This window comes from Lysobacter sp. CFH 32150 (genome assembly GCF_022758295.1).
Classification (GTDB): Bacteria; Pseudomonadota; Gammaproteobacteria; order Xanthomonadales; family Xanthomonadaceae; genus CFH-32150.
Map to the genome: position 1 here is coordinate 125,964 of NZ_JALDWJ010000002.1, position 21,276 is coordinate 147,239.

The window sequence follows — 21,276 nt, forward strand, 5'->3', positions numbered from 1 at the left end:
CCTGTTAAAACAGGGGCTTGAGTACACATGTAGCGGAGAGGAATGACGGCTTCGGGTTAATAGCAGCCTCAAGTCACAAACTGCTCGCTAAGAATCCGCTCTTCGAGGTTATGTTCCGGATCGAACAACAACGTCACTGTACGTTCCTGCGATTCGCGGATTGTGACTTCGACCACATCCCGGACTTCGTGCGAGTCGGCGGTGGCGCTGACCGGACGCTTGTAGGGATCGACCACGCGGAATCGGACTTCGGTATCCGCCTTGAGCAACGCACCGCGCCAGCGGCGCGGGCGGAAGGGTGCGATCGGGGTCAATGCGATCACGCGCGATCCCAATGGCAGGATCGGGCCGTGCGCGGAGAAGTTGTAGGCGGTGCTGCCGGCGGGCGTTGCGACCATCACGCCGTCGCAAATCAGTTCGTCGAGGCGGGTCTGGCCATTGAGGTCGATGCTCAAGTGCGCGGCCTGGCGCGTTTGGCGCAGCAGCGAGACTTCGTTATAGGCGAGCGAGCCGACGCTGGCGCCGGATTCGGTTTGGGCAACCATTTCCAGCGGCCGCAGGACCGCGGGTTCGGCGGCGGCAATGCGGGTCAGCAGTTCGTCGCTGCGATGGTGGTTCATCAGGAAGCCGACGGAACCCAGCTTCATCCCGAACACCGGCTTGCCCAGAGCGCCATAACGATGCAGGGACTGCAGCATGAAACCGTCGCCACCGAGTGCGACGAGGACGTCGGCGGCTTCGGGTTCGTGCTGGCCGTGTTGCGCGACCAGTTCGCCCAAGGCGGTTTGCGCTTCGGGCGAAGGGCTGGCGAGGAAAGCGAGTCGCTGGGTCGAACTCATCGGCGGCTCCGGCGGTTGCTGCAATCAGCATACCGGATGCCGCCGTTCGTTAAACCTCACGCCACTGGCATCAACCCTCAGCCACGCGACGCCAGTTGCGACAGTCGCTGCACGGCGACCGATGCGGTCGGGTAATCCAGCGTCTTCTGCGCGGCCAGTTCGTTGAGCATGGCCATGGTGAAGCGCAGCGAGGCATCGTCGCGTTCGACCCAGTGCTTGACCTTGGCATCGGCATTCGCGCCGGGCATCGCCAGCACCTGGCCGACCAGCTTGCGTTGCTGCGCAGCCAGTTCCTCGCGCAGCACACCACGGGCAACGGCATGCCAGCGGCCTTCCACGGTCAGGCCATCGATCTGCTCGATCAACCACGGCAGGCGCAGGGCTTCGCCGAGGCGGAAATGCACTTTCGCCACTTCCACCGGACGCAGCTTTCGCTCGCGTGCGAGTTCGATGATGTCGCTGGCCGGCTCCAGGTACGGCAATGCCGCCAGCTGCAGGGCAAGGTCGTTCGGCACGCCCTTGGCCTTCCAGTCGCGCAGGGTCGCTTCGTAGCCCGGCCGCTGCCCTGGTCCGAGAATATTTTCGCCAGCACGGATGTCCTTGAAACCATCGTGGTAACGCGCGACGGCGGTGGCGATGTCGGGGATCGCACCTGGACGAGACAGCAGCCAACGCGTGAATGCACGTTGCAGGGACCAGATCACCTGCAGCGCATCGATCTGCACCGCTTCGGCCACCTTGCCGTCGAGCGCATCGATCTGCGCCCACAACGCACGCACATCGAGGGTCTCGCGGGTGATGGTGAAGGCCTTTGCCACTTCGCCCGGTGCGCGGCCGCTGTCTTCCTGCATGCGCAGTGTGAACGTCGCGCCCATGCGGTTGACCATCGAGTTGGTCACCGCGGTGGCGATGATCTCGCGCTTCAGGCGGTGCTGTTCCATCGCCTTGGCGTACTTCTGCTGCAACGGTTCTGGGAAATAGCGCACCAGTTCCTTCGACAGGTACTGGTCTTCCGGTACGTCTGAGTCGAGCAGTTGCTGGAACAGCACGATCTTCGAATACGACAGCAGGATCGACAGCTCCGGCCGCGTCAGTCCCTGCCCACTCGCCTTGCGTTCGGCGAATTCGGCGTCGGATGGCAGGAACTCGATCTGCCGATCCAGCAGGCCCTGCGATTCCAGCGTGCGGATGAAGTGCGCCTTGGAGCCCAGGCGCGTCTTGCTCATCCGCTCCATCAGGCTGATCGCCTGGTTCTGGCGGTAGTTGTCGGTGAGCACCAGCGCGCCAACTTCGTCCGTCATCGACGCCAGCAGCTTGTTGCGCGCCTCGAACGTCAGCTTCTTCTTCTGCACCTCGCCGTTGAGCAGGATCTTGATGTTGACCTCGTGGTCCGAGGTATCCACGCCGGCGGAGTTGTCGATGAAGTCGGTGTTGAGCAGCACGCCGTGCTGTGCGGCCTCGACGCGGCCGAGCTGGGTGAGGCCAAGGTTGCCGCCCTCGCCCACCGTCTTGCAGCGCAGTTCGTTGCCGTTGACGCGCAGTGCATTGTTGGCGCGGTCGCCGACATCGCTGTTCGATTCGCGACTGGCCTTGACGTAAGTGCCGATGCCGCCATTCCACAACAGGTCGACCGGCGCCTTCAGGATCGCGTTCATCAGCTCGAACGGGCTCATCGCTTCGATGCTGGAGTCGATGCCGAGTGCCGTCTTGATCTCCGGCGACAACGGGATCGACTTCGCCGAACGCGAGAACACGCCACCGCCCTTGCTGATCAGCTTCTTGTCGTAGTCGTCCCACGACGAACGCGGCAGGTTGAACATCCGCTCGCGTTCCTTGAACGTCTTCGCCGCATCAGGGTTCGGGTCGAGGAAGATGTGGCGGTGGTCGAACGCAGCGAACAGGCGGATGTGCTTGCTCAGCAGCATGCCGTTGCCGAACACGTCACCGGACATGTCGCCGATGCCGACCACGGTGAAGTCCTGGGTCTGGCTGTCGCGGCCCATTGCGCGGAAGTGGCGCTTGACCGATTCCCACGCACCCTTCGCGGTGATGCCCATGCCCTTGTGGTCGTAACCGACCGAGCCGCCTGACGCGAAGGCGTCGTCGAGCCAGAAACCGTGCGCGGTGGCGATGCCGTTGGCGATGTCGGAGAAAGTCGCCGTGCCCTTGTCGGCGGCGACGACCAGGTACGGATCGTCGTTGTCGTAACGCACCACGTTGCGCGGCGGCACGATCTTGCCGCTGGTATCGATGTTGTCGGTGATGTCGAGCAGGCCGTTGATGAAGCGCTTGTAGCAGGCCACGCCTTCGTTGAACCATGCATCGCGATTGACTGCCGGATCCGGCAACTGCTTGCAGAAGAAGCCGCCCTTGGAGCCGACCGGCACGATCACTGTGTTCTTCACCATCTGCGCCTTCACCAGGCCCAGGACTTCGGTGCGGAAGTCTTCGCGACGATCCGACCAGCGCAAACCGCCACGCGCGACCGGACCAAACCGCAGGTGCACGCCTTCGACACGCGGGCCATACACCCAGATCTCGCGATACGGCCGCGGCTTCGGCAGGTCTGGCACTTTGCTCGAATCGAACTTGAAGCTGATGTAGTCCGCCGGGCCGCCATCGACGCGCAGACCGTCCTTGTACTGGATGTAGTAGTTGGTGCGCAGGGTGGCATCGATCACGCCGCCGAAGCTACGCAGGATGCGGTCTTCGTCGAGGCTCGCCACGCGTTCGAGCAACGCCTTGATCGCGGTGCGCGTCGCAATGATCTGGGCGTCACGCTTGTCGGCACGCGCGTCGATCACCGGCTGCAATGCGGCCAGCACAGCGGCATCGCCCTTGGCGAGGTTGCTCAGCTGCTGCTGGAAGCGCTCGGCGCCGGCCTGGATCTCGGCCTTGCTCTCGCTGCCCGTGCACGGGTCGAAGCGGGCTTCGAACAGTTCGACGAGCAAGCGCGCCAGCAACGGATAACGGGAGAACGTCTCTTCGACGTAGCTCTGCGAGAATGGCACGCCGACCTGCAGCAGATACTTGAAGTAACCGCGCAGCATTGCGACCTGGCGCCACGACAGGCCGGCATTGAGGATCAACCGGTTGAAGCCGTCATTCTCGGCATTGCCACGCCAGATCTGTGCGAACGCAGCTTCGAAGTTCTCGTCGATGTTGGCGATGTCGAGCCTGGCGCCAACGGTTTCGACTTCGAAGTCCTGGATGTAAAGCGGCTTGCCGTCGACGACGATGCGGTACGGGTGCTCGGAGATCACCCGCAGGCCCATGTTCTCCATCATCGGCAACGCATCCGACAACGGAATATCCGTATTCTGGCGGTAGAACTTGAAGCGCAACCCACCCTCGCCGGCCGCATGGGCGCGGCTGCGATACAGGCTCAGGCGCAAGTCGTCGGGACCAGTCAGCGCGGCGAGGTGTCCGACGTCGTCCGCGCCCACCTTCGCACCGACGGTCTCCAGGTAATCGGTCGGCAACACGCGACCATAGCGCGCATGCAGCGCCAGGCCACGTTCCTCACCATGGCGAGCGGCCAGTTCATCACGCAGGTCGTCGCGCCAGTTGCGCACGATCTCGGCCAGCTCCGCCTCGATCGCGGCATTGTCGACTTCGACCACATCGCCCGACTTCGGCCGCACGATCAGATGCAGCTGTGCCAACGGCGATTCGCCGAGGACGACGCTGGTGTCGATGTGCTCGCCATGCAGCACGCGCTTGAGCATCGCCTCGATGCGGAGGCGCACGTCGGTGTTGAAGCGGTCACGCGGGATGTAAGCCAAGGCCGAGAAGAATCGGCCATAGCGGTCGCGGCGCAGGAAGAGCTTGCTGCGCACGCGCTCCTGCAGGTTGAGGATGCCGGTGCTGATGCGCAGCAGCTCCTCGCCGCTGGCCTGGAACAATTCGTCGCGCGGCAAGGTTTCGATGATGTGGCGCAGCGCCTTGCCGCTGTGGCTGTTCGGCGCAAGCCCGGACTTCTGCATCACGTATTCGTGTCGCTGGCGCACCAGCGGGATGTCCCATGGCCGGCGGTTGTAAGCGCTGGACGTATACAGGCCGACGAAACGATGTTCGGTGGTGGCTTTGCCCTTGGCGTCGAAACCAAGGACACCGATGTAGTCCATGTAGCCGGGACGATGGACGGTTGCGCGCGCGTTGGTCTTGGTCAGGATCAGCGCATCGCCGGTCGCACGTTGCTTGTTATGCGCAGGCAGCGAGGTCAGGGGGCGCGGCTTGCTGTCATCGTGCCCGCGCAGCAGGCCGAGTCCGCTGTCCTTGACGCCGCGCAGCACGTCTTCGCCGCCCAGCTTGACGACCTCGTATTCGCGATAGCCGAGGAAGGTGAAATGGTCGCTGGAGGCCCAGCGCAGGAACTCACGCGCCTCGATGAGCGCGGCCGGATCGGCCGACTCGCGCGAGGCGAGATCTTCCGCGACTGCAGCCATCTTGTCGCGCATCTGCGACCAGTCGCGCACGATCGCGCGCGCATCGCCAAGCACGGTTTCCACCGCATGCTTGATCTTCGGCATTGCCTCGGGCGACTGGCGGTCGATCTCCAGATGCATCAGGGATTCCGGCATGCCTCCGCCCACGGCCACCAACTTGCCAGCCTTGTCGCGCTGGAAGGTGACGACCGGATGGCCGAGCACGTGCACGCCAATACCCTGTTCCGCCAGCGCCATGGTCACCGTGTCGACCAGGAACGGCATGTCGTCGTTGGCGATCTGCAGCACGGTGTGCGGCGTTTCCCAACCGTGGCTCTTCCTGGTCGGGTTGTACAACCGCACCAGCGCGGTACCGGTCTTGCGCGCGCGCGCGAAATCGAGGAAGTCCACCGCCAACGCGGCCCAGCCGTCGGCGTCGTGTTGCGGCAATTCGTCCTCGCCCATGCGGCGGTAGAACGCGTTGATGAAGGCTTCGCCCTCGGCATGGCGCGCCTTCGGCAGGCGCTTGCGCATGGCGGCGATGATGGGTTCGAGATCGACGGCGACGGCGACGCTTTCTTGGATGTCTTGCTTGGCGACGGCGCGGCCTTTGCCAGCGGTCTTGGCGGGAGCTTTGCGTGCAGTGCTCATGGAGTAGTACTCATGAAATCTGGTCCAATCCGTTTGGTTTTAGTGCAAATACTTCAGCGATCTTTCAAAACAACGAGGCCCGCGCTTGCACGCGGGCCTGTGGTGATCGGATCAGCGCAATCCGGTTTCGTTGCGTGCGATGACCAGGCGCTGGATCTCGCTGGTGCCTTCGTATATTTCGGTGATCTTGGCGTCGCGGAAATAGCGCTCCAGCGGCATCTCTTTCGAATAGCCCATTCCGCCGTGGATCTGCACGGCCTGGTGGGTGATCCACATCGCCGCTTCTGACGCGGTGAGCTTGGCGATCGCGGCCTCATTGGTGAAGCGTTGATCCTGTCCCTTCAGCCATGCCGCACGCAGGGTCAGCAGCAGCGCTGCATCCAGCTTGCATTTCATGTCGGCGATCTTGGCCTGGGTCATCTGGAACGTGCCGATCGGCGCGCCGAAGGCCTTGCGGTCCCTGACATAGGTCAGCGTAGCTTCGTACGCGGCCCGGGCGATGCCGATGGCCTGCGAGGCGATGCCGATGCGGCCGGCATCGAGCACGCCCATCGCGATCTTGAAACCGTGACCTTCCTCGCCCAGCACTTCGTCCGGTTGCGCAACGTAATCGGCGAATTCGATCTCGCAGGTCGCCGACGCGCGGATGCCGAGCTTGGGCTCGGTCTTGCCGCGGTGGAAACCGGCGCGGGCGGTATCGATCATGAACGCGGTGATCCCGCGCGCATGCTTGTCCGGGTCTGTCATCGCGAACAGCACGATGTACTTGGCCACCGGGCCGGAAGTGATCCAGCTCTTCTTGCCATTGATCAGATAGGTGCCATCGGCCTGCTTGATGGCCTTGCAGCGCATCGCAGTGGCGTCCGAACCCGACTGCGGTTCGGTCAGCGCGAAGGCGCCGATCTCGCGGCCTTCGGCGATCGCACGCACGTACAGCTGCTTCTGTTCTTCGGTGCCGTTCTTGAGGATGCCGTTGCAGAACAGCGAGTTGTTGACCGACATGATGGTCGAATGCGCGGCGTCACCGGCGGCGATTTCAATCATGGCCAGCACATAGCTGACCGGGTCCATGCCGGCACCGCCATATTCGGCCGGCACCTCGATGCCCATCAGGCCGTTCTCGCCAAGGGTGCGGATGTTGGCCAGCGGGAATTCGCCGGTCTGGTCGTGGTGTTCGGCGGACGGCGCGATCTTCTCCTGCGCGATGCGGCGCGCCACGTCCTGGATCATCAACTGCTCTTCGGTGAAGCGGAAATCCACGCGGGCACCCCGGATTGATCGCAAGTGAATTGCGAATTGTAGCCGCGCACGTTGCAGAACCCCACCCATCGCGGCCGCTTTGCTTGCTCCGAGCACGGATCGGGATCATAATTATCGCTATATCGCGATACGTTGATAAAGGCGCTATCCATGGATCTCGAGGGCTGGTCGACCCAACTGAAAGTGTTCGCCGACGCCACCCGCGTCCGCCTGCTCGCCCTGCTCGAACGCGAGGAACTGACCGTCGCCGAGCTGTCGGCGATCACGCGCCTTGCGCAGCCGCGTGTGTCGACGCACCTGGCCAAACTCAAGGAAGCCGGACTCGTGCGCGATCGCCGCGCCGGCGTGTCGGCCTATTACCGCTTCGACGAGGCTGCTCTCGACCCGGCGCAGCAGGCTTTGTGGCAGACCATGAGCACGGCCAGCGACGACCCGCTGCTGCGACAGGACGCCGAACGCGTGCCGGCGGTACTGGCGATGCGTGCTTCGGACCAGAACTGGGCGGATTCGGTGGCCGGTGACATGGAACGCCACTATTCGCCCGGTCGTACGTGGGAAGCGCTGGCGCGCACCGCGTTGCCGTTGCTCGCACCAGGCGACGTACTCGACATCGCCTCCGGCGACGGTGTGTTGGCCGAACTGCTGGCCCCGTATTCGCGCCGCTACGTCTGCGTCGATGCCAGCGCCCGCGTCGTCGCGGCCGCGAGCGAACGTCTCCGCCCATTCGCGAACGTGGAAGTGCGCGAGGGCGACATGCACGCCCTGCCCTTCGCCGACGCGAGCTTCGACCTGGTGGTGCTGATGCACGCCCTCACTTACGCCGCCAAGCCGGCACAGGCAGTGGCCGAGGCCGCGCGCGTGCTGCGTCGCGGCGGCCGCCTGCTGCTCTCGAGCCTGGCCAAGCACGAGCACCGCGCCGTGGTCGAGGCCTACGGCCACGCCAACCTCGGTTTCAGCGAGAAGGAGTTGCGCAAGTTCGCGGACAAGGCCGGATTGGCGATCGCGACCAGTGCCACCGTCACCCGCGAGAAGCGCCCTCCGCATTTCGAAGTGATTTCACTGATTGGAGTGAAGCCATGAATCCAGTTTCCACAGATACGTTGCCCTGGCTGCATCCCGAACGCGTCGCCAAGCTCGAAGCGGCGCTGGCCGAACGCATCCTGGTCATCGATGGCGCCATGGGCACGATGATCCAGCGCCACGACCTACAGGAAGTCGATTACCGCGGCGAGCGCTTCGCCGAAGGCTACGACGCGTTATTCGCTGATGGTGGCCACGCGCACGGTCCGGGCTGCGGCTGCCAAAGCCACGACCAGAAAGGCAACAACGACCTGCTGACGCTGACCCGGGCCGAGATCATCTACGACATCCATGCGGCCTACCTCGAGGCCGGCGCCGACCTGATCGAAACCAACACCTTCAACTCGACCTCGATCTCGTTGGCCGACTATCACTTGCAGCATCTGGTGCGCGAATTGAATTTCGAAGGCGCCAAGCTCGCGCGTGCCGCCTGCGACGCGGCCGAGGCGAAGAACCCCGCGAAACCCCGTTTCGTGATCGGCGTGCTTGGTCCGACCAGCCGGACTGCATCGCTGAGCCCGGACGTAAACCGTCCCGGTTATCGCGCCACCTCCTTCGACGAACTCGCCGGCGCTTATCGCGAAGCCGTGGCCGGCCTGATCGAAGGCGGCGCCGACGTGATCATGGTCGAAACCATCTTCGACACGCTCAACGCCAAGGCCGCGCTGTTCGCCATCGACGATGAGTTCGCAGCGCACGGCGGACGCCTGCCGGTGCTGATCTCCGGCACCATCACCGATGCCTCCGGCCGTACGCTGTCGGGGCAGACCGCCGAGGCCTTCTGGTATTCGCTGCGGCATGCGCGGCCGCTATCGATCGGCCTGAACTGCGCTCTCGGCGCCAAGGATCTGCGTGTGCACGTCGACGTGCTCGCCCAAGTCGCGGATGCCTACGTCAGCTGCCATCCGAACGCCGGCTTGCCGAATGCGTTCGGCGGTTACGACGAAACACCGGAAGACATGGCATTGGTGCTGCGCGAATTCGCCGAAGCGAACCTGCTGAACCTGGTCGGTGGCTGTTGCGGCACCACGCCTGAGCACATCAAGGCGATCGCCGAAGCGGTCTCCGACCTATCACCGCGACGTATTCCGGAGCTGGCTGACGCGGCATGACCTCATTACCTCGCAACACCCGCCTCAGCGGCCTGGAGCCGCTGCAGATCACGCCGGAAAGCAATTTCGTCAACGTTGGCGAGCGCACCAACGTCACCGGCTCGGCGCAGTTCAAGAAACTGATCATGGAAGGCCGCTACGACGAAGCCGTCGTGGTCGCGCGCCAGCAGGTCGAGAACGGCGCGCAGGTCATCGACGTCAACATGGACGAAGGCATGCTCGATTCCGAGCAGGCCATGGTCACCTACCTCAACCTGATCGCCGCCGAACCCGACATCGCACGCGTGCCGGTGATGGTCGACAGCTCCAAGTTCAGCGTGATCGAGGCGGGCCTGAAATGCCTGCAGGGCAAGGGCATCGTCAACTCGATCTCGATGAAGGAAGGCGAGTCCGAGTTCCTACGCCAGGCTCGTCTGGTGCGGCGCTACGGCGCGGCCGTGGTGGTGATGGCGTTCGACGAAGTCGGCCAGGCCGATACTGCCGAGCGCAAGATCGAGATCTGCTCGCGCGCCTACAAACTGCTGACCGAGCAGATCGGCTTCCCGCCCGAGGACATCATCTTCGACCCCAATGTGTTCGCGATCGCCACCGGCATCGAGGAGCACAACAACTACGCCGTCGACTTCATCGAGGCCGCGCGCGAACTCAAGCGCCGTTTCCCGCACAGCCATATCTCCGGCGGCGTTTCGAACGTGTCGTTCTCGTTCCGCGGCAACGAACCTGTACGCCAGGCCATCCACGTGGTGTTCCTGTACCACGCGATCAAGGCCGGCATGGACATGGGCATCGTCAACGCCGGCGGCCTGCCGCTGTACGACGACCTCGACGCCGAGCTGCGCGAACGCGTCGAGGACGTGGTGCTGAATCGCCGCGCTGACGGCACCGAACGCCTGCTCGAGATCGCGGACAAGTTCAAGGGCAAGAAAGGCGAGAAGAAGGTCGAGGATCTCGCCTGGCGCGACAAGCCGGTGCAGTCGCGGCTCACCCACGCACTGGTGCATGGCATCGACCAGTACATCGAGGTCGATACCGAAGCGGCGCGCGCGGAAGCCACGCGCCCACTCGACGTGATCGAAGGGCCATTGATGGCCGGCATGAACGTGGTCGGCGATCTGTTCGGCGCCGGCAAGATGTTCCTGCCGCAGGTGGTGAAGTCCGCGCGCGTGATGAAGAAGGCGGTCGCTTACCTGCTGCCTTACATCGAAGCCGAAAAACTCCGCACTGGCGATGTCGGCAAATCCAACGGCAAGATCGTGATGGCCACGGTCAAGGGCGACGTGCACGACATCGGCAAGAACATCGTCGGCGTGGTGCTGGCCTGCAACAATTTCGACGTGATCGACCTGGGTGTGATGGTGCCGGCGCAGACCATCCTCGACCGTGCCAAGGCCGAGAATGCGGACCTGATCGGCCTCTCCGGCCTGATCACGCCATCGCTTGAGGAAATGAGCCACGTCGCGCGTGAGATGCAGCGCCAGGGCCTGACGATGCCATTACTGATCGGCGGCGCCACCACGTCGCGTGCGCACACCGCGCTGAAGATCGATCCGCACTACAAGTCGCCGACGGTGTGGGTGAAGGATGCATCGCGTGCCGTGGGTGTCGCGCAGTCGCTGATCAGCGTCGACCTGCGCGCGAACTTCGTCGCCGCCAACGACGCCGACTACGCCGAAATCCGCACCCGCCACAAGAACCGTGGCGATGCCAAGCGGCTGGTGTCGCTGGAGAAGGCGCGTGCGCAGCGGTTCGACGGTGGCTGGAGCGAGTACACGCCGCCCGCGCCGCAACAGCCCGGTATCACCGTATTCGACGACTACCCGCTCGCCGACCTGGTCGACGTGATCGACTGGACGCCGTTCTTCAACACCTGGGAACTGGCCGGCAAGTATCCGGCGATCCTCGACGACGAAGTCGTCGGTTCGCAGGCGCGCGAATTGTTCCGCGATGCACAGGCGATGCTGAAGACCATCGTCGCGGAAAAGTGGCTGACCGCGAAGGCCGTGGTGGGCATCTGGCCGGCGAACAGCATTGGCGACGACGTGGTGGTCGACGTCGATGGCGCTCCCACCACTCTGTACTTCCTGCGCCAGCAGGTCGACAAGCCCATCGATCGCCCCGATTTCTGCCTCGCCGATTTCATCGCGCCGAAGGAGTCCGGAAAGCAGGACTGGATCGGCGGCTTCGCCGTTACCGCCGGGTTGGGTATCGAGGAACACGTCGCGCGCTTCGAAGCCGACCACGACGACTACAACGCGATCCTGCTCAAGGCGCTGGCCGACCGCTTCGCCGAAGCGCTCGCCGAACGCCTGCACGAACGCGTGCGCAAGCAGTTGTGGGGTTTCGCATCCGACGAGGTGCTCGACAACGAAGCGTTGATCGCGGAAGCCTATCGCGGCATCCGTCCTGCTCCCGGCTATCCGGCGTGCCCCGAGCACAGCGAAAAAGTCACGCTGTTCCGTCTGCTCGATGCCGAGCGCAACACAGGTCTCCACCTGACCGAGAGCTTTGCGATGTATCCGGCCGCAGCGGTCTCGGGCTACTACTTCAGCCATCCACAGAGTCAGTACTTCGTGGTCGGCCGCGTCTCGAAGGAACAGGCCGCCGATTACGCGCGGCGCAAGGGCGTCGATCTCGTGCAGGCCGAACGCTGGCTGGCGTCGAATCTGGATTACGATCCGGAATAGTTTCGTCCTCCCCGACACAATGACTGTGCCAGCGATCTCCGACGACATGTCCAGCAACGCCGAGTGGATCGAGCGGCACGCCGCGCCCGGCCGGATCGGCCTGTGCGGCGGCGGCGAATGGATCAACAAGGCCATCCGCAAGGCGCAGGCACCGCTGACCGACGATGGCCACCGCAGCCCGTGGTCGCATGCGTTCCTGTTCAGCGAACGCCGCGTCGACGGACATTGGTGGGTACTGGAATCCGACCTCGACGTCGTGCGCAAGCAGATCCGCCTCGGCGTGCAGGAGAACCGCGCTGCGCGTTACCACGACGAAGCGCAGTTCCCGAACCTGGCCATTCTCGATTTCGGCCTCGATCCGCAGCAGACCCGGCAAGTGTTGTCGGCGGGGCTCGACCTGCTCGCGGGGCTGTCGACGTATTCGTTGCGCGAACTGGTCGGCACGCTGTTCGCGATGCATCGCCCCAGCCTGCGCAGCCGCGCCAATCTGCTGGCGCAGGAGAATGCTTTGTACTGCTCGGCCATGGTGCAGCATTGCTATGCCGCGGCTGGCATCGAGTTTATGCCTGGGGTATCGACCAAGAACCTGTCACCGCACGACATCGCGACTTCGAAGCTGCCGCACTTGAATCAGGCCATCGTGCGCGACCTGGCGAGTCCAGCCTGCGTCGACTGGCACGTCGCGGTCGTGAATTGTTGAACCGCGGTTAGTCCGCTACGGCCGGCCGTGTTCGATCGGCCGATCGCGGTGCATCAACGCCCACTCGGCGTGTTCGGCCAATGTCGCTTCGCCCAATGCGCGCAGGATTTCGCGACGTTCCTGGGTGCTGCTGGCAGTGTCCAGCGCGATGCGGGCATTGCGGTAGATGCGATGCATGAAGCGGTATTGCTTGACCAGCTCCTTGTCTGCTTTTCGATACGCGTAAGCCTCGCGCACTGCGGCGATCAGCGACAGCGTGCCCATCGTCGTCACCAGCAAGTTGCGGGTGATGTCTTCGAGACCGTGATGGAACAAGGCCAGGAACAGGCTGATGGCGATGCCGGCCCACAGGCAGGCCTTGCCTAGAGATTGCGTGCGCCAATGGTGACGCTCGCGCAACGCCGCCTTGCGTTGGTAGTACGTGAGCTGCCCCGATTGATCCGGCCGACCGATCCAAGCTTCGATCACGGCATCGACGGCACGGGCCGGATCGTCCGCTTCTGGCAGTGGCATCAAGCCGACCTGACGCATGATGTTGCGGATCCACCCGAGTTCGACATCCTGCTTCTGCATGAAATTGTCGTGCGCGAACTCGGGGTCGCCGGTCATCGTCAGTCCGGCGCGACGCCAGAAAGTCTGGACGCGGAGACCCTCGGCCAATGCGCGGTAATCGATGTACTTGCGATGCCAATCGCGCCGGTGCGCGACGACGGCGATCAGCAGGCCGATGGAGAAGAACAGCAAAAAGACTCGCAACATCCAGTCCGGCGCGCCAAGGTCCGCATACAACAGGAACGCGAGGCCCATCAGCACCGCGAGGCCGTGGATCGCACGCATGGCAGCGCCGATGCGCCGCTGGTAGTGCACCGCCATCCCATCGACCACATGCAGCAACCGTTCCGCCGGGTCCTGCCCCCAACTCGCGTGTGGCAACGCGGCATGACGGCGGCGATCCTCCTCGAAGGTCTGCATGCGCTCGAAAATCCGTCGGTAGTCCGGCGGTATGCCAGCGCCCAACGACCGACGACCGGCGCTGGTCAACCACGCCGGTGGCTCGGCTTCGGCCCTCGCAGTCGTCGGTGCAACGCGATACGCCGGCAGGTGCAACGCCAGGCTGTCGTCGTCGCCGGCCAGCATCTGTCGCAGGTTGTCGCTGGCGCGGCGCGCGCCCGGCATTGGGCCGCCGAGGTAATAGCGCACGATCTGCGCCGTGCCGCCGAGCCCGCCATTCTCGCGTCCATCCCACAACGCCAGCAGCACATGGCAATGGCTGGCGACATGCAGTCCCGCAAGCATGTATTGACGGTCGCGTGCCGGCCCGGGCTGGAGCAATTCGTCCAGGTCGCCCGTGGGTAACGGCATCTGGATCACTTCCGCCTGCGCCAATAATCGTTCGAACTGCGCGCGCGAAGCCGGCGTGGAAAAATCCGCGGCGTAGATCTCCGCAGGCATCGGCAACGGCACGATCAGTCGTGCGCCGATTTCCAGCCCGACTTCCGCCGCCAGCCGATCGCCGCCTTCGGCCAGTGGCGACAATACGATCATCGACAGATCCGGGAACTGGTTGCGAAGTCCGGACAGCTCGGTGAGCAGGCGCGCACGCAGCTCCGGGAGCTGGTCCGCATCCAGGTCGCGATGGCTCGTGACGCCTACGATCAGTGCGGTCGATGGCGTCGAGGGGATCGCCGTGGGCGCCATGGGCTCAGTCGTTGATGATGATTGGGCCGCCTGATGCGTTGGCCCTCGAGTTGGCCTCATGGGTGTAGTTGAACTTCGCCCGATAGTCCTCGCCATTGCCCGTATTCCTGGCGAGGAAAGTCAGTTCGCGCCCATCGTCCGACACGGCCAGCGGTACGAACATGCCGCCAGCGGTACCAGGACCCGTCGGCGGAGCGTGGCCGTGGCCGAAGTGCATGGCATCGTGAGGATTGTCCAGGAAGCGTGCGTCCCCCTCCTCCGCTACCGAACCCACCAGTTCAATCCTGAGTAGCACCGGCTGACGGATGCCGACGAGATTGATCTTCGGAGGCGTTCCCGAAACGACGACGCCGGGCGAGCTTGAGGTCAGGCTGAAATTGACATCGTTCCCCTGCAGCTGCAGGAGCGTCATCTGCAACCTGATGGCTTTCGGAAACGGCAGCGCGCCGGCACGGCTCGGGTTGTCGTTGCTGAGGCCCATGACGCATTTCTCCTCGGGTATGGAAGACAACGTCCTCACCGACCATCGGTGCGGGCGCCGCCTTCGGCAAGGTCGGGATGGCGATAGCTGGCTTGTTGCAGGCGCTTCCGTATTCGTGCCGCGTCGCTTGCATTGCCCAACGCCAGGTGTGCACGCATCTGCCAGCGCATGGCGTCGACGTCGAGACGATCCGACGCCTCCAGGAGCGCGCTGGCCTCTCGCCAGGCTGCTTGCGCCGAAGCGTGCTCGCCAGCGTCGTCGAGCAACGCTGCAGTGCGCGCGACGGCCAGCGCCAGCCAACGCCGCGTCTTGTCGCGCTGCTTGGCATCCTGCATGGTCCGGCGCAGGCGTTTGGTCGAATCCTCCGCCACCTGCAAGGCGTCGACGTTGTTCCCGAGGGCGTGCTGCAGGTCGGATTCGACCTGGGCCAGCGATTCCGGCAGTTCGACGCTCCAGGCCCACACGCTGTCGTCGCGTGCCCGCAGTCCGGCCACCAGCGCGCGTGCGCGTTCGAGTTCCACCATGCCCTGCAACGGGTCGCGTCGCTGACGCAGCACGTCCGCCATCAGCAGGTGCGACTTCGCCGCGGCCTTCTGCCAGACGGTGTCGTCCGGTTCCTGCTGCAGCTGTGCTTCGCTCATCCGTACCGCCTCGCGGACCTCGTTCTCAGCAATCGCCAGCTCACCCCGGTCTGCCAGGAGCTGCGCCTTGAAACGGCGCGCGATCATCATCCGTTCCATGGCGATGGCGTTGTCGGGTTCGCGCGCAAGCAAGGGCGCGTAGATAGCGATCTCGCGTTCGCGCGCCCGCAATGCATCGTCGAGGCGCAGCGCATCGATGTACGAGGAGGACAGCCAGGACCAGGCCTGCCCAAGGGCGATCAGGTGCGTCGCATCCTTCGGCTCGGCGTCGACCAGTTGCTGGAATACGCCCCGCGCCAGTTCGTACTGCGCGATCGCCTCGGCCGTCCTGCCCTGTTCCTTGAACATGGTGCCGATGTTGGAGTGGGCATTTCCGAGTTCGATGAACCAGGCTTGGTTCTTCGGGTCGATCTCGTGCAGGCGCTGCGCCAGCCGCAGGTATTCGCGCTGGGCCTTTTCCGCCGCGACACCGTCGCCGCGTTGCCAGTCGATGTAGCCGACCCAGCCCACGCTCTGGCTGTGTTCATAGACACGTTGACCGTCGCCCGGGGCTCGCCTGAGAAGTTCGGCGGTGGTATCGCGGGCACGATAGAAGGCACCACGCGCGCCATCGATGTCGCCGCGTCGATCGCTGATCTCGCCGATCAAGTGCAACGCACGCGAACGCCGGCCAAGCGCGTCCGCATCAAGCGTGCGCGGATTCTGGCTGTCGTAATACTGCAAGGCGCGACTACCCACGGCATCGAGCGCATCGAGGCGGCCAACCGGATCGAGTTTCTTGCGCAGGTCGCCAAGCATGAATTCGACCAGGCCTTCGGCCTGGACGCGCTGCGCCCGCGCTTCATCACGCGCACGCACTGCGACAAACGCCAGTGCACCGACGCCGATCGCAACCAGCGCCAACATTGCCGACAGCACAGCCATGCGCTGGTGCCTGCGGTGCGCGTCACGCTGGACCAGCTGCCCGAGAGGTACGCCCGCCAGGCCGGCGACAAGTTTCTGCACGCCCATTCGCCAGCCATCGCCCTGCGGGCGCAGATCCACTGCAACAGGCGCAAGGTCAGCCAGGCTTTTGCCATTGCCGAAACGCACGCGGAGGGAGGGTGGCAGGCATTCCTGGGATGCGGTGTCGGGATCGGCCGATGCCATCGGCACGCCGGCGAGGAGGACGCACAACACTGGTGCCTGCGGCTGCAGTCGCTGAAACTCGACGATCTCGGCATCGACCCACGACGAGTCGGCGGCCGCCGGCGAACACAACACGATCATTGCGCGACTGGACGCAAGCGCGCTTTCCACCACAGGGCCAATGCGTTCGCTGGCGGTGAGCTCGTCGCGATCGCGGAACACGGGGTGCAAACGCGACGGCACTGCGCCGGCCGGGCCCAACTGCCCCACCAGTCGCGACGGAATCCGGTAGCCCTCGAGCGAGCGATGCAATCGCTCGGCGTCGAGCCGATCGGCGTGGCTATAGCTCAGGAACGCCCAGTAACGGACCGCAGCGTCCACAACAGGCTCCGCTAGCCGGGGGAAGGCTACCGAACGTGAAACGCTGGCGCCGGCGCAAGCCGGCCATGGATCGGCCCTGTTACCAGACCAGGTCGTCGGGCACCTGGTACTGCGGGTCGGCGTAGGGATCGGCGTCGGCGGGGGCGTTCGGGTCGACCTTGAGGGCGACCGCAGGTGCGAAGATCGCTTCGGCCTGCGCCAACAACGCAGCGTCGACCAACTGGTAGCGGCCATCCATCTGGACCACGCCGAGTTCACCGGCATTGAGCGCCTTCAGCTGCGCTTCGGTGACGTACACGCGCTTGATCTTGCCACCGTAATCGAAGTGGCGGACGAACTCGGCCGCGGGATCGTTCTGCGCCTTGTCCTTCAGCAACACGGCGAGCTGCGCCTTGGCCTCACGCCGTTTGCGCGCCTCTTCCTGCTTCAGGCGTTCAGCCTCGATGCGTTCGTCTTTTTCCTTCTGCGCGCGAATCGCGTAGGCCTTGGCAAGATCGATCTCTTCGCGCGTGCGCTGAGGCTTGGGTTTACCCTGCCCTGCCGCCGGTCTGGCGTGTGCGGGCTTCGCATGCGATGGCTTGCCCGTGTGCTTGCCAGCAGGCCGCGGGTCGGGCTTGCGCTCTGGTTTGCGCTCGGGTTTTGGAGCCGGCTTGAAGCCAAGGCCGAGCAACTGGTCGCGAAGAGTGTCGCTCATAAATCCGGATTCGATTGCGTTGTTGCGGAGGCTGGCACGAACGTTACATCAATAATGTGGCGGAGGTGGTTCGCTGGCTGGATCGGCGAAGAAATCGCCGCGATTCTGTTTCAGTTCTTCGAGCGCGCGCCGCAACAACTCGGCATTGCGTGCAGCTTCCAGACGCGAAGTCGCCAAGGCTTCGCTGAGTTCGGCCAGCGCGTTTTCCTGGAACGCCAACCGCGTTTCCAGTTCGATCAAACGTGCTTCGATGTTGGGATCGATGGTCATGGCGCGCGCACCGAGCGACCGCGACCGATGCCATAGTAGGCCAGGCCAGCTGCTTCGACTTCCGCCGGATGGTAGAGATTGCGGCCGTCGAAGATCACGCCGTCGCGCAAGGTGACTTTCAGTTTGGCGAAGTCGGGACTGCGGAACTGCTTCCACTCGGTCACCACGACCAGGGCATCGGCGCCTTCCAGCGTCGCGCCGGCCGATTCGCACATCGTGAGGTCGCCACGTGCGCCGAAGACACGCCGGGCTTCCTGCATCGCCTCCGGATCGTAGGCGCGCACGCTGGCGCCCGCGTCCCACAACTGCTGCAACAGGCGACGACTGGAGGCTTCACGCATATCGTCGGTGTTCGGCTTGAACGCCAGGCCCCAGACGGCAAAGGTCTTGTCCCGCACGTCGCCGAAATGGCGCGTGATCAGCTCGAACAGATGTCCTTTCTGCGCATCGTTGACCGCTTCCACCGCATTGAGCAGGCGCGGCTCGCAGCCGTGCTGGTGCGCGGTTTTCGCCAGCGCCTGCACGTCCTTCGGGAAGCAGGAGCCGCCGTAGCCCGCACCGGGATAGATGAAGTGCCAGCCGATGCGTGGATCCGAGCCGATGCCATGACGCACCATTTCGACATCGGCACCCACCTGCTCGGCGATGCAGGCGATCTCGTTCATGAAACTGATCTTGGTCGCCAGCATCGCGTTGGCGGCGTACTTCGTCAGCTCTGCCGAACGCACGTCCATCGCCACGATGCGCTCGTGGTTGCGGTTGAACGGGGCATACAGGCGCTTGAGCTTTTCCACCGCCGCCGGATTGTCGGCGCCGATGATGATGCGATCGGGGCGCATGCAGTCGTTGACGGCATCGCCCTCCTTGAGGAACTCCGGATTGGAGACGACGTCGAACGCGGCGTCGGCACCACGCGCTGCGAGTTCTGCCGTGATCGCCGCACGCACCTTGTCGGCGGTGCCAACCGGCACCGTCGACTTGTTCACCACCACCGTGGCGCGCTGCAGATGCCGGCCGATCGTCTTCGCCACCGCCAGCACGTACTGGAGGTCGGCGCTGCCGTCCTCGTCGGGCGGCGTGCCGACGGCGATGAACAGCACGTCGCCGCGTTCGATGGCGAACGCGGCGTCGGTGGTGAACTGCAACCGACCAGCACCGTGGTTCTCCCTCACCATCGGCTCCAGGCCTGGCTCGAAGATCGGAATCACGCCGCGGTTGAGGCCCTCGACCTTGGCTGCGTCGATGTCGACGCAGACCACATCGTGACCGACCTCGGCGAGGCAGGTTCCGGTGACCAGGCCAACATAGCCCGTGCCAAAGATGGTGACGCGCATACTCGATCCCGTCTTGTAGGTGGTCGTCGCGGGACGTTATGCCAGCTCGGTATTACTGCTTGACGATATCCAGCAGCTCGACCTCGAACACCAACGTCGCATTCGGTCCGATCACCGGCGGACCCTGTTCGCCATATGCCAGCGCAGCCGGGATGAAGAATTTGTACTTCGAACCCACGGTCATCAGCTGCAGGCCCTCGCTCCAACCCGGGATCACACCACCCAGCGGCATGGTCGCCGGCTCGCCGCGGTCGTAGGAGCTGTCGAAGGTCTTGCCGCTCAGCAGCGAACCCTTGTAGTGCACGCGGACCTGATCGCTGGCCTGGGGCTTGGCGCCCTTGCCTTCGGTGATCACCATGTACTGCAAGCCGGAAGCGGTGGTCTTCACGCCAGGCTTCTTCGCGTTCTCGGCGAGGAATTTCTGGCCATCCTCGAGGTTCTTCTTCGCATCGGCCATCATCTTGGCGATCTGCTTGGCCTGCATCTTCTGGCCGAAGGCTTCGCCGATCTGCTGCGCCTGCTCGTCGGTCAACAGCAGTTTCTCGCCGGCGAGCGAAGCCTTGACCGCCTCCACCAGCGTGTCGAGATCAACTTCGTCCTTCACCTGCTCGAGCTGCTTGCCCATCTGCATGCCGATGAAGTAGCTGACCTGCTCTTTCTCGGTGGCTAGGCCCGGGATGGCCTTGGTGCTGGTGGTGGTTTCGCCGGGCTTGGCGGCTTCCGGCTTGTCGGCGGCAGCTTTTTCGCCGGGCTTGCAACCGGTAGCGAGCAAGGCCAGTGCGGACAGGGAGAACACGGCTACGGCATGGCGCGGGAACGATTTCATCGAGCAAGACTCCAGAGTGGGATCGGTCATCACCGGTCCGGTGAAGGGTGTTGGCGGTTGGCTGAAGCTGCGGTTACTGGGTGATGCCCATCAGTTCGACGTCGAAGATCAGCATGGCATTCGGGCCGATCGAGGGCGGGCCCTTTTCGCCATAGGCGAGTTCCGACGGGATCCAAAAACGGTACTTGGCGCCCACAGGCATCATGCTGACGCCCTCGGTCCAGCCCGGGATCACCTGGTTGAGTGCGAATTCCGCTTCCTGGCCGCGGTCGTAGGAACTGTCGAATACGGTGCCGTCGATCAACGTGCCGTGATAGTTCACGCGCACCTTGTCGTTCGGCTTCGGCCGCAGGCCGGCACCTTGGCGCAACACCATGTATTGCAAGCCAGACGGCGTGACGAACACACCCTTCACTGCTTTGTTCCTGGCGAGGAACGCACCCCCTTCGGCCTTGTTCTTGTCGGCGACGGCAGCGGCTTCGGCCTGCATCTTCGCCTGCAAGCGCTGGCTGAAAGCGTCGCGGAGGGCATTGGCCTCGGCCTCCGCGAGCAGCGGCTTGCCGTTGTTCATCGCAGTACGTACGCCCTGCAGCAGCACAGGGAGATCGAACTCGCCCTTGATTGGCGCCAACGAACGGCCGACATCGCTACCGACCAGGTAACCGACCTTGTCCTTCGCCACTTCCGGCGGCGGCGTGCCACCTGCCGGCGCTTTACCGGCGCGGGCACCGATGCGCTGCATCAACGCCTGGCCAACGGCCTTGGTTTCCTTTTCGTCCAGCAACGGTTTGCCGCCGGCGAACGCATTCTTGATCGCACGCTCGAACGCGGCGAGGTCCAGGTCGGGGCCGACTGGCGCAATCGAACGGCCGACATCCATGCCGATCATGTAACTGATCTTGTCGCGTTCGCTTACCAAAGCCTGCTTGTCTTGGGCACGCGCATTCAATGGGACCATCGCAGCCGAAGCCGCCACCAGGGTCAACAGCGCGGCAATGCCGCGCACGAAAGCCTTCATCCGCACTTACTCCTGTCCGCCGCGATCGCGACGCGAAGCGCCCATTGTCGCG

At 64.2% G+C, this 21,276-nt stretch carries 14 protein-coding genes and 1 pseudogene; 4 read left to right on the top strand and 11 right to left on the bottom strand.

What is annotated here, in order from left to right:
* Positions 1-68: 68 nt before the first annotated feature.
* The 3 genes and pseudogenes from MO486_RS04045 to MO486_RS04055 all read right to left on the bottom strand — a co-directional run bounded on the left by MO486_RS04045 (position 69) and on the right by MO486_RS04055 (position 7,246).
* Positions 69-839: an NAD kinase gene (locus tag MO486_RS04045; protein ID WP_242904767.1), complete on the bottom strand. Its 771-nt coding sequence runs from the start codon at positions 837-839 to the stop codon at positions 69-71.
* A gap of 77 nt (positions 840-916) precedes the next feature.
* Positions 917-5,830, bottom strand: a pseudogene (locus MO486_RS04050) (NAD-glutamate dehydrogenase domain-containing protein); the annotation flags it as partial.
* Positions 5,831-6,028: 198 nt separating this feature from the next.
* Positions 6,029-7,246 (bottom strand): acyl-CoA dehydrogenase family protein, encoded by a 1,218-nt coding sequence (locus MO486_RS04055; protein ID WP_255745827.1) that lies wholly within the window; start codon positions 7,244-7,246, stop codon positions 6,029-6,031.
* A gap of 81 nt (positions 7,247-7,327) precedes the next feature.
* Here MO486_RS04055 and MO486_RS04060 point away from each other — a divergent pair, with 81 nt between their 5' ends.
* The 4 genes from MO486_RS04060 to MO486_RS04075 are packed head-to-tail and all read left to right on the top strand — an operon-like array spanning position 7,328 to position 12,753.
* Positions 7,328-8,257, top strand: a complete 930-nt coding sequence (locus MO486_RS04060) for a metalloregulator ArsR/SmtB family transcription factor (protein ID WP_242904771.1) — start codon at positions 7,328-7,330, stop codon at positions 8,255-8,257.
* Positions 8,254-9,369 carry a homocysteine S-methyltransferase family protein gene (locus MO486_RS04065; RefSeq protein ID WP_242904773.1) on the top strand — a complete coding sequence of 372 codons (1,116 nt, stop codon included), beginning with the start codon at positions 8,254-8,256 and terminating at the stop codon, positions 9,367-9,369. Before MO486_RS04060 ends, MO486_RS04065 begins: the two co-directional genes overlap by 4 nt.
* On the top strand, positions 9,366-12,053 hold the full coding sequence (gene metH, locus MO486_RS04070; protein WP_242904776.1) for a methionine synthase: 2,688 nt from the start codon (positions 9,366-9,368) through the stop codon (positions 12,051-12,053). The genes MO486_RS04065 and metH overlap by 4 nt, the downstream gene beginning before the upstream one ends.
* 46 nt (positions 12,054-12,099) lie before the next feature.
* Positions 12,100-12,753 carry a hypothetical protein gene (locus MO486_RS04075; protein WP_242904777.1) on the top strand — a complete coding sequence of 218 codons (654 nt, stop codon included), beginning with the start codon at positions 12,100-12,102 and terminating at the stop codon, positions 12,751-12,753.
* Positions 12,754-12,768: 15 nt separating this feature from the next.
* Here the strand turns inward: MO486_RS04075 and MO486_RS04080 are convergent, their stop codons facing one another.
* The 8 genes from MO486_RS04080 to MO486_RS04115 form a co-directional block, all read right to left on the bottom strand.
* A complete protein-coding gene (locus tag MO486_RS04080) occupies positions 12,769-14,451 on the bottom strand; it encodes a hypothetical protein (protein ID WP_242904778.1) in 1,683 nt (560 codons plus the stop codon).
* A gap of 4 nt (positions 14,452-14,455) precedes the next feature.
* Positions 14,456-14,932 (bottom strand): hypothetical protein, encoded by a 477-nt coding sequence (locus MO486_RS04085; RefSeq protein WP_242904779.1) that lies wholly within the window; start codon positions 14,930-14,932, stop codon positions 14,456-14,458.
* A gap of 35 nt (positions 14,933-14,967) precedes the next feature.
* The gene (locus MO486_RS04090; RefSeq protein WP_242904780.1) at positions 14,968-17,082 is read right to left on the bottom strand and encodes a toll/interleukin-1 receptor domain-containing protein; all 2,115 of its coding nucleotides are present in this window, start codon (positions 17,080-17,082) and stop codon (positions 14,968-14,970) included.
* A gap of 79 nt (positions 17,083-17,161) precedes the next feature.
* A complete protein-coding gene (locus MO486_RS04095) occupies positions 17,162-17,776 on the bottom strand; it encodes a DUF2058 family protein (protein ID WP_242904781.1) in 615 nt (204 codons plus the stop codon).
* 48 nt (positions 17,777-17,824) lie between these two features.
* Positions 17,825-18,046 carry a SlyX family protein gene (locus MO486_RS04100; RefSeq protein WP_242904782.1) on the bottom strand — a complete coding sequence of 74 codons (222 nt, stop codon included), beginning with the start codon at positions 18,044-18,046 and terminating at the stop codon, positions 17,825-17,827.
* Positions 18,043-19,380 (bottom strand): UDP-glucose/GDP-mannose dehydrogenase family protein, encoded by a 1,338-nt coding sequence (locus MO486_RS04105; protein ID WP_242904783.1) that lies wholly within the window; start codon positions 19,378-19,380, stop codon positions 18,043-18,045. The genes MO486_RS04100 and MO486_RS04105 overlap by 4 nt, the downstream gene beginning before the upstream one ends.
* A 52-nt stretch (positions 19,381-19,432) precedes the next feature.
* On the bottom strand, positions 19,433-20,206 hold the full coding sequence (locus MO486_RS04110; RefSeq protein ID WP_242904784.1) for an FKBP-type peptidyl-prolyl cis-trans isomerase: 774 nt from the start codon (positions 20,204-20,206) through the stop codon (positions 19,433-19,435).
* Positions 20,207-20,279: 73 nt separating this feature from the next.
* Positions 20,280-21,224, bottom strand: a complete 945-nt coding sequence (locus MO486_RS04115) for an FKBP-type peptidyl-prolyl cis-trans isomerase (RefSeq protein WP_242904786.1) — start codon at positions 21,222-21,224, stop codon at positions 20,280-20,282.
* Positions 21,225-21,276 lie beyond the last annotated feature (52 nt).

What these genes read in the sequence shown, in the direction of transcription:
- MO486_RS04045 (WP_242904767.1), bottom strand. Translation starts at nt 839, where the DNA reads ATGAGTTCGACCCAGCGACTCGCTTTCCTCGCCAGCCCTTCGCCCGAA.
- MO486_RS04055 (WP_255745827.1), bottom strand. Translation starts at nt 7,246, where the DNA reads ATGGGTGGGGTTCTGCAACGTGCGCGGCTACAATTCGCAATTCACTTG.
- MO486_RS04060 (WP_242904771.1), top strand. Translation starts at nt 7,328, where the DNA reads ATGGATCTCGAGGGCTGGTCGACCCAACTGAAAGTGTTCGCCGACGCC.
- MO486_RS04065 (WP_242904773.1), top strand. Translation starts at nt 8,254, where the DNA reads ATGAATCCAGTTTCCACAGATACGTTGCCCTGGCTGCATCCCGAACGC.
- metH (WP_242904776.1), top strand. Translation starts at nt 9,366, where the DNA reads ATGACCTCATTACCTCGCAACACCCGCCTCAGCGGCCTGGAGCCGCTG.
- MO486_RS04075 (WP_242904777.1), top strand. Translation starts at nt 12,100, where the DNA reads ATGTCCAGCAACGCCGAGTGGATCGAGCGGCACGCCGCGCCCGGCCGG.
- MO486_RS04080 (WP_242904778.1), bottom strand. Translation starts at nt 14,451, where the DNA reads ATGGCGCCCACGGCGATCCCCTCGACGCCATCGACCGCACTGATCGTA.
- MO486_RS04085 (WP_242904779.1), bottom strand. Translation starts at nt 14,932, where the DNA reads ATGGGCCTCAGCAACGACAACCCGAGCCGTGCCGGCGCGCTGCCGTTT.
- MO486_RS04095 (WP_242904781.1), bottom strand. Translation starts at nt 17,776, where the DNA reads ATGAGCGACACTCTTCGCGACCAGTTGCTCGGCCTTGGCTTCAAGCCG.
- MO486_RS04100 (WP_242904782.1), bottom strand. Translation starts at nt 18,046, where the DNA reads ATGACCATCGATCCCAACATCGAAGCACGTTTGATCGAACTGGAAACG.
- MO486_RS04105 (WP_242904783.1), bottom strand. Translation starts at nt 19,380, where the DNA reads ATGCGCGTCACCATCTTTGGCACGGGCTATGTTGGCCTGGTCACCGGA.
- MO486_RS04110 (WP_242904784.1), bottom strand. Translation starts at nt 20,206, where the DNA reads ATGAAATCGTTCCCGCGCCATGCCGTAGCCGTGTTCTCCCTGTCCGCA.
- MO486_RS04115 (WP_242904786.1), bottom strand. Translation starts at nt 21,224, where the DNA reads ATGAAGGCTTTCGTGCGCGGCATTGCCGCGCTGTTGACCCTGGTGGCG.